At 42.9% G+C, this 8,825-nt stretch carries 6 protein-coding genes; 1 reads left to right on the top strand and 5 read right to left on the bottom strand.

Going from position 1 to position 8,825, the window contains the following annotated elements; genetic code table 11:
* The 5 genes from DW096_RS18830 to DW096_RS18810 form a co-directional block, all read right to left on the bottom strand.
* Positions 1-1,641 (bottom strand): ribulokinase, encoded by a 1,641-nt coding sequence (locus DW096_RS18830; protein ID WP_117749938.1) that lies wholly within the window; start codon positions 1,639-1,641, stop codon positions 1-3.
* Positions 1,642-1,652: 11 nt separating this feature from the next.
* Positions 1,653-3,083, bottom strand: coding sequence for an L-fucose:H+ symporter permease (gene fucP, locus DW096_RS18825; protein ID WP_005824680.1), 1,431 nt, complete (start codon positions 3,081-3,083; stop codon positions 1,653-1,655).
* Positions 3,084-3,108: 25 nt separating this feature from the next.
* Entirely contained in the window at positions 3,109-4,332 is a 1,224-nt protein-coding gene (locus DW096_RS18820) for a DUF6786 family protein (RefSeq protein WP_005824682.1), read from the bottom strand.
* Positions 4,333-4,346: 14 nt separating this feature from the next.
* Positions 4,347-6,134: an L-fucose isomerase gene (locus tag DW096_RS18815; protein WP_005824683.1), complete on the bottom strand. Its 1,788-nt coding sequence runs from the start codon at positions 6,132-6,134 to the stop codon at positions 4,347-4,349.
* 77 nt (positions 6,135-6,211) lie between these two features.
* Complete coding sequence (locus DW096_RS18810; RefSeq protein ID WP_005824684.1) at positions 6,212-7,216, bottom strand: LacI family DNA-binding transcriptional regulator; 1,005 nt, start codon at positions 7,214-7,216, stop codon at positions 6,212-6,214.
* Positions 7,217-7,446: 230 nt separating this feature from the next.
* On the opposite strand from DW096_RS18810, the gene DW096_RS18805 reads away from it, so the two are divergent.
* Positions 7,447-8,511 carry a hypothetical protein gene (locus DW096_RS18805; RefSeq protein WP_005824685.1) on the top strand — a complete coding sequence of 355 codons (1,065 nt, stop codon included), beginning with the start codon at positions 7,447-7,449 and terminating at the stop codon, positions 8,509-8,511.
* Positions 8,512-8,825 lie beyond the last annotated feature (314 nt).

Raw genomic sequence — 8,825 nt, 5'->3', positions numbered from 1 at the left:
TTAGTTAATGGTTTCAGCAAGTTTTGCCAGTTCAAGATATTTCTTGTATAGTTTTTCGTAGATGAGGGCTCTTTTCTCATCCGGCCGGTATTCAGCCTCGATGTCCGACCCCATGTGCCTTGTCGCCTCATTGATATCCTTGTACACCCCTGCGGCAACTGCCGCGAACATTGCCGCTCCCAAGGCACAGGTCTGTTCCGAGCGGACCACACGGATAGGCATGTCCAGCACGTCCGCCAGCGTCTGCATCACGAAGGGCGCCTTCTTGCTGATACCTCCGATGGCATTGACCGAATCAATGCGCAGCCCCTGGCCCTTCATATGCTCCACAATACGGCGGGAACCGAAGGCGGTGGCTTCCACCAGCGCACGGAATATTTCCGGGGCGCTGGTACCCAGCGTGAGTCCCGCAACGGCACCCTTCACGTTCTGGTCCGCATCGGGGGTACGGCGGCCGTTCATCCAGTCCAGGGCGACAACACCGTCCTCGGAGGGTTCCATGTCCTGGGCCTCACGGGTGAGTTCCACCAGCATGCCGTCCAGAACTTTCTGCCTGGCCTCCCCTCCGGGGATATCTTTCAGTGTCCATGCCAGCATCTTCCTGAACCAGGCGTAGATGTCTCCGAAAGCCGACTGTCCGGCTTCGAAACCGATGAATCCCGGAAGCACCGAACCGTCCACCTGGCCGCAGATTCCCTTGATACAGCGTCCGCCTACCTCGTCTTTGCCGGCAACCATGATGTCGCAGGTGGATGTTCCCATGATACGTGTCAGTATCCCCGGGGCGACGGATGCGCCTACGGCTCCCATATGGGCGTCCAGCGCCCCCACGGCCACGGCGATTCCTTGGGGAAGTCCAAGCCTGTCTGCCCACTCGGGTGTCAGTTCCCCTGCCTTGGTGTCGCTGGTGTGGGTTTCTGTGAACAGATGGGGGAGCATTTCCTTCAAGGCCGGATTAAGTTCTTCGAGAACTTCGCCGGAAGGAAGACCCCAACTGGCATGCCACATTGCTTTATGTCCAGCAGCACAACGGCTACGAAAAATCTGTTCCGGAATAGTGTTACCAGTTACTAATCCAGTCATCCAATCACAGTGTTCTACCCAAGCATAAGCAGCATCCTTTATAGCGACGTTTGTGTTGATAATATGTAAAACCTTTGACCATACCCATTCTGATGAATAAGTACCACCTTCATAAAGTAAATAATCAAGGTTACGTTTATTAATCAGTGCGTTGATTTGCTCAGCTTCTCGAACAGCTGTATGATCTTTCCAAAGAATAAACATAGCATCCGGTTCTTCTGCAAACTCGGGACATAAAGCTAATGGCATTCCTGCCTTATCGGTTAAAGCAGGAGTACTACCAGTTGTGTCAAAACATAATCCACAAATAGAAGCAATCTCTTCTTCTTTCAAATCTGATAAGGCTATATGTACAGCCTCTATCATGGATTCAATATAATCCAATGGATGTTGGCGATAACGATTGTTGTGTGCATCGCAGTAAAGCCCCGCTTTCCAACGGGGGTAAAAACTTACCCCCGTAGCCATTTCACGGCCAGTATATGTATCCACTACCAGTGCACGACAAGAATCCGTACCAAAATCAAGACCAATAACGTATTTCTTGTTTGATTCCATACTCTAAAGCATTATTTGGTTGTTAACTCTTGTTTTCTTGCAATGAAAAGCCCATAATAGGCAATCACTGCAAAAGCAACGGCCGGTACAACATATGCAGCCATAATACTACCCGTCTGGTCGGAGACAATACCCTGAATTTGGGTCAGAACGGCAGCACCGGCAATAGCCATTACCATGAATGAACCTCCAATCTTAGTGTCATCCCCCAAACCTGTAAGACCAAAACCATAAATGGTCGGGAACATCAATGACATACAACCAGAAATGCCCATCAGGCAATAGACGCCGAAACTGCCCTTGCCGAACATGGCACCCAAACAACACATTACAGCAAGAAGCGCAAGTCCTATCAAGAGTTTATAAGCTTTCACATATTTCATCATGGCAGTACATACGAATCTCATTACTACAAAGAGAATAAGTGACATGATATAGTAAGTAGCTGCAGCCTGTTCTGCTGTACGTGGCAGCAAATCATTCAATCCAAGCCATTCACAACAATTATAGAATGCGGCAGCTACCGGTTCCACTCCCCGTAATGCATTTACAACAGCATCTGCAGAAGCAGAATCTCCTAAAGAAGCCAATACACCGTCAAAATTCAGCTGTACCATAGCATAACGGATCACGAATGACCATACGGCTATCTGTGCACCAATATTGAAAAATTGTGCTATTACACCCCATACATAATTCTTATTCTTTATAAGACGACGAAGAGTGGCACCAAACTCTATTTTTTCACCTTTTTCACTAAGATTAGGCATTTTGGTAAGCCGAATAGCAAGTAAGAGCACCAACATCACCAGACCAAGTACCACATAAGCAGTAGTAACAGCATTCAATTCCTGCCCCTGGATGGCGGCCAGCTCCTCAGCCGGAAGTTGGGCACGCTCTGTCGCTGTCATTCCATTCAGTTGTGAGAGGATGAAAATCTGACTGATCACCACTCCCGTAATCGCTCCGAACGGATTGAAGGCCTGAGACAGATTCAAACGGCGTGTCGCGGTACTTTCAGGACCGATTGCCAATACATAAGAATTAGTAGACGTCTCCAGAACTGAAAGTCCGGCAAAGAGAACAAAGATTGCCAGCAGATACATAAAGAAGCTGAAATCAACATTCACTCCCGAGCTAAGCATGGCAGGATAGAACAGTAAAGCCCCAAATGCATATAGACCAAGCCCCAGCATCACGCCTGATTTATAAGTGTATTTCTTGATAAACAAGGCACCGGGAACAGCACAACATCCATATCCCAACAAATAGCACACTACCTGTATCCAAGCTGTTTTTGAATCACTCATACTCATGATGCGCTTGAAAGCTGCAAGCATAGTATCTGTCAGATTATTCGGCACAGCCCAGGCAAAGAAAAGAGTAGTGAGCAGAATGAATGGGAAGAGGATTCCTTTCGGTATTATTTTATTTGATTCCATACGAATTCTCCATTATATAGTTACCCTATTGAAACTTTGTTTTTATTACATTCAAATCTGCTCCAAATAAATCTTGCACGATAGGAACCAATTGTTCATCCTTACCTTGTACATGAATCACCTTTTGCGTATGGACCAATGAGGCACCGGGAGCCAGCTCCGCACCAGGAGAAGACGTTTCAATTTCATAGAAAGGTCCCATTATAGAACCGTCTTCTACCGGACCGTCATTATAAGAGTTGATTACATCGCCGGCAAACGGATCTTCCTGAGGTCCCCATTGGCCATTTACGTAGACTGAAGGAGTTTCGGGAAGACTACACCACAGGATTGTGAGTACGCCTTTCGATGAATCATAACTTCCGCAAATATCCGTTGCCCGTGAAGCCGGCAATCCCAGCTTGGAACGATAGAGCCCGTCAATCTTGAAATAGATAATACCATTTTCCTTTATCAGCCTATCCGCCGGTATCTTACCGAAATATTCATCATTCACAATTGTTCCTTCCGCATCTTGCTTATAAGGAATGAATACAGTAGTGGTCGGTGTAGGATTAAAACAGCCGAGCATCCACACAGATACAAGACCACCCTCTTTTGTCCATGCCTTGTCACCTGTATTGGTAATCTTATTCTCACTCTTGTAAGCTACAATTTTCATATCATTTGTAAGCTGGATATTAAAATCGGCAGCCACTTCACCAGCATCCATCAACGATACAGTACGGTCAATATTCATATCAAAAGTAGTACCGGAAGCATTTGTCAAACGAGTATCTTTCACAAAACGGATACTACTGTTGTCTTGCGACTTTATGTCAAAAGCTTCAGTATCAAGTACCGGAGGAACTATCCAATTATCATAAACCTGCTCTTGTCCTTCCTTAAAATAAAGTGAGAACGGACCACCTTCCGGACCAAGCCAGAAGCGTTCCTCACCTCCTACCGGATTAAATTGAGAACTGACTTTGCCTTCATTTATGAAACGATAATTAATCCAGCCGTAACTATCACCTTCATCGCCGGAAGCAGAAGTAGTCATTACACGGCCTTGCCATGCAGGAATAACCATCACTTTAGAATTCCCATCAGCAGATACCAATTCAGTATATTCAATGCCGTGGTCCTTTAAGAACTGGGCATCATAAGCATAACTTCCCATCTTGATTTCTTTTTGTCCGCCGCATGATACAAGTATTGCAGTTGCACCTACCAGCAGAGTGTTTTTCAGTTTGGTTGATTTCAACATAACGCCTGTTTCCTTTATTTATAGAGAGGTCCATAATTCTTGCAAGCTCTATAGTCACTGCCTTCCATATCCTCGCCAAAAGCAGTCCATGCACTGGGACGGAAAATATTTTCCTCAGAAACATTGTGCATGCATACCGGGATACGAAGCATGGAAGCCAGAGTAATCAAGTCAGCACCGATATGACCATAACTGATAGCGCCATGATTAGCCCCCCAGTTATTCATAACAGTATATACATCACGGAAATACCCCTTACCTGTCAGACGTGGAGCGAAGAAAGTGGAAGGCCATGTACGGTCAGTACGTTCATTGATAGCCTTGAAAACATCCTTATCCAAATTTACTGTCCAGCCTTCGGCAATCTGCAATACCGGACCTTGACCTTTTACGAGATTCAAACGGCACATTGTTACCGGCATTTCACCACGAGTCAGGAACTGGGAAGAATAACCACCGCCACGCATATATTCGCGACTGGCCGGATGCCACTTGGTTACAGAAAGACAAGCTTCCACTTCCTCTTCCGTAATTTCCCAGAAAGGCTTCATTACCGGTTTATTGTCACGTGTCTGACAGCCTGTTCCATCAAGCGTACAAGAGCCGGAGTTGATCAGGTGAATGAAACCGTTTGCCGCCTTACCTTCCAATTTCTTACCCGTTACCCGTTCTATGGCATTCGGACTCCAATAAGTACGCACATCCGCAAATATCTGTGCAGTATTGGTCAATAGATGATTGAAGAGCATTGAAGTACAATTCAACGTATCATTTTCCGTAGCGAAAGTAAATGCTTCACGGATACCGTTCCAATCGAAAGAAGTATTCAGTATAGCTTCTGAAAAATCACCGTCAGGCTTATAATCCGTCCACTGGCGCTGTCCCTGGAAACCCGCAGCAATCGCATTGTGTCCCATTGACTCTTCCTTGAACCCCATTTCAGCCAATTTGGGATTGCCAATCATCATATCACGGAAAATAAGAGTCATTTTTACCACGTATTCCCAACGGGCATCTTTCTCTTCACGGGAATATACCAGATGTTCCGGATTAAAGTCTGTCCCTTCATTACTCTTGCAATACTTTTCTGTCCATGCCATGGCACGTGCGAACTCTTCATGGTCATAAATGCCCAACTGGACACGACGTTCTATCTCACTGGCATCCACATACTCATTACGCATGCCCAAATACTCTTGGAAGAAATCAGGATTGGGAATAGAGCCTGCAATGCCCATGGATACACTGCCGATTGAAAGATAGGATTTCCCCTTCATTGTAGCCACAGCTATACCTGCACGGGCAAAACGCAACAATTTTTCCTGTACATCTTCCGGTATCTCCATATTGGTCACCTCCTGTACATCACGTCCGTAAATGCCAAAAGTAGGCAATCCCTTCTGTGTATGGCTTGCCAATGCTGAAGCCAGGTAAACCGCACCCGGACGTTCTGTACCATTAAAGCCCCAGATGGCTTTTGGCATTTCTCCGTCCATATCAATAGTTTCGAATCCATAACACCAGCAAGGAGTTACAGAAAGTACAACACCGACTCCACTATTACGGAATTTTTCAGCCGCCATGGCAGCTTCAGCGACTCCACCAATAGTTGTATCTGCAATGACGCACTCTACGGAAGTGCCGTCACTATGACGTAAGACAGAAGAATAAAGCTCGGCCACTTTATGGGCCATGGCCATAGTCATATCCTCCAATGACTCACGGATACCTCCACGACGACCGTCAATAATAGGTCTGATACCAATTTTCGGCTTTCCACCGATTAATCTTGAATTTCTCATGGTTCAACTGATTTTATTGAGATTAATATAAAAATTAACTAAATCGATTAAGCTATCATGTAAAAAAAACAGCTCTCCTAAGGAGCCATTTCAATAAATTCTCCCTCGGCAAGCACAGACTGCACTGTATTACCGTTAATAATGATATCTATCAGTATTTCAAGTGCTTTCTGTACTAAAACATCTATAGGCTGCTGAATATAGGATATAGGGGCATCAAAAAAGTCAAATACCGGATTACCGTCAAAACCCACTAAACCTATTTTACCAATAATTCCCTCTCCCATGTCCTTTATTGTATATAAACAAGCCAATGAAATCATGTTGGTGGCAAAAAGAAAAGCGTCTACACCGCCATCAATCATTTTAGGCAACAAACGGTCTGCGGACTTTCTGGGAGCATCCTGCCTCAAAAAGACCACGTTAGCCAAGTTTCTCTTACCGGCTTCATCCATAGCCTTTTTATAACCACGGATACGCTCTTTCATATGGATAAGGTTGACATCATAAGCCACCATACAAGGAGCGTTATAGCCTGCATTCAAAAGATGTTTGGTTGATATATAGGAAGCATTGAAGTTATTCAACGCCACATAGCTGACATTGATTTCCGGAAAATAGCGGTCGAACAAAACAATAGGGATATTATTGTTCACAAGTGAAGCGATGGATTTCTCAGAATTGTCACAAGGAACAATGATGAGTCCATCTACCCCTTTATTAATAAGGTTACTAACAACACGGGTCATCTTATCCTTATCCTCATCTGAACTTCCAAAAAGTACGGTATATCCCCGTTTGGTTGCCTCATCTTCCAATACACGCGCTAATTGAGAAAAAAATGGGTTGGAAATATCAGAAACCACTAATCCTATTGTTTTTGTTTTGCCACTACGAAGACTTTTGGCCGCAAGATTAGGCTGGTAGTTCATTTCATTGGCAATTTTCAATATGCGTTGGGCAGTTTCTTCTCCCACGCGATACTCTTTCTTTTTCCCATTCAAAACGAACGAAACCAATGCTGTTGAAACGCCTGCAGCTTCAGCAATATCCTTCAGCGATATTTTTTTTAGTGACGACATATATTTGTGTAACGTTTTTGCTATATAATAGTATTATACTTTTAGGTTACCTCTTGAATCAGTAGCACTTATCGTATTCTCACGATGCAAATATAAACATAAAAATTAAATCTGCAAATTATTTTGCTAATTCGTTATAACATTTTTATATTTGCAGTACCAAATCATGCTAAAAACGATATGAACTACCATAAACGACACATAAAAATTAATTTTAAACTTTTAAAATCATGAAAACCAAGATTCTATTTACACTTTTATTCTTTGCATGCAGAATACACTACCTTTATGGACAGACTAACCTACAAATAGCTCCGGAAACTTTAGCAACTCCGGAAAAAAATGGAATATGGTTACAACCTGCTCAAAATACAAAAGCACAACCCATTTGGGGATTTGCAAATGGTATCCGAATAGGAATTGCTCCATTAGGAGGTCCACGTGGGCTAATTCGTATCTATACACCTTATTTAGAACATGATGAATTTGTTGTTACCAATTTCATTGCTTTTGAACCAATTGATAAAGCAAAAAATAATAGGGGACTCTCAGAATTGGAATGGAGTCAACTTGATAATGTTCGTGGAAAACGTTTTTGGAGTGGGAATACTCCTGAAGCTCCCTCATTCCCAAATCAATATTATCCAGCTCACGGAGTAATAGCAAAGGAAAATGGAGTTGAAACACTTACTGTGTATTTCTTTTGTGAAACTTTTGATAATGGTGCGGATATCTATGTCCGGACTAAATTCACAGAAGGAAAGCCTTATGAGTTTGAATTAACTACGTATACCACGGAAGAGTCAGATGAGCTAAATCGTTTTATACTCACAGCTACTATGGGAAACAAAGCAAGACTTAGGACATTACATCTCGCAGATGGTAAAACGAAAGAAGCCGGCCAATTATGGCCGAGCTATAAAGATTCTAATTTCACAGAACATAACCATACTCCAGTGGCAGAAATGATAAAAGATAAAAATGGAGGTGTATGGTTTATAGCGTCACCTGATGAGAAAGACCCTACAAAAGCTGTATATGCTGAAGATACACATACACATTGGAAATATACTGGTAAAAAAGCAACGCAATATTGGTATTGTTCCAATCCAAGTAATGAGTTAGAAGGAGTTGTGAATGGTCGTTATACTTATTGGGCAAGTAAATCTCCGATACCTGGTGGTATCGCTTATGAGAACTTTGAACTGACTGAACCATTTCAGTCTGGTCAAAGCTATATTTTTGGTATCACACCTCTTTCACCGGAAGAATTAATAAACCACATTATGAAATAAGAACGGACTACTTTTTTGGTAGAAATTCCTTTCTTCCTTATTTATCCCCTCTTTTGTTCTTAATTTATAGAACAGAAAAGGATAAAAGGTGGATAAAAATAAGAAAAGGATAAATTACAAAACTTACTAAATAGCTTATTCCTCTAATGAGAGCAGCAGAAAATAGATACTCTATTTCTACTGTTCTCATTTTATATATATATACAACTTGTCATAGTATAAAATCTCAAAACAATCTTTTAAAGTCAACTTAAGAGATACTTCTTAACTATTGTTGGGGTCTTCCTTCCGGCGAAGTTCTCGAAGAACTTAAT

The organism is Bacteroides sp. AM07-18 (genome assembly GCF_003602695.1).
GTDB lineage: Bacteria > Bacteroidota > Bacteroidia > Bacteroidales > Bacteroidaceae > Bacteroides > Bacteroides uniformis.
The sequence above is the reverse complement of the archived record's forward strand: the minus strand, read 5'-3'. Positions and strand labels throughout refer to the sequence as shown.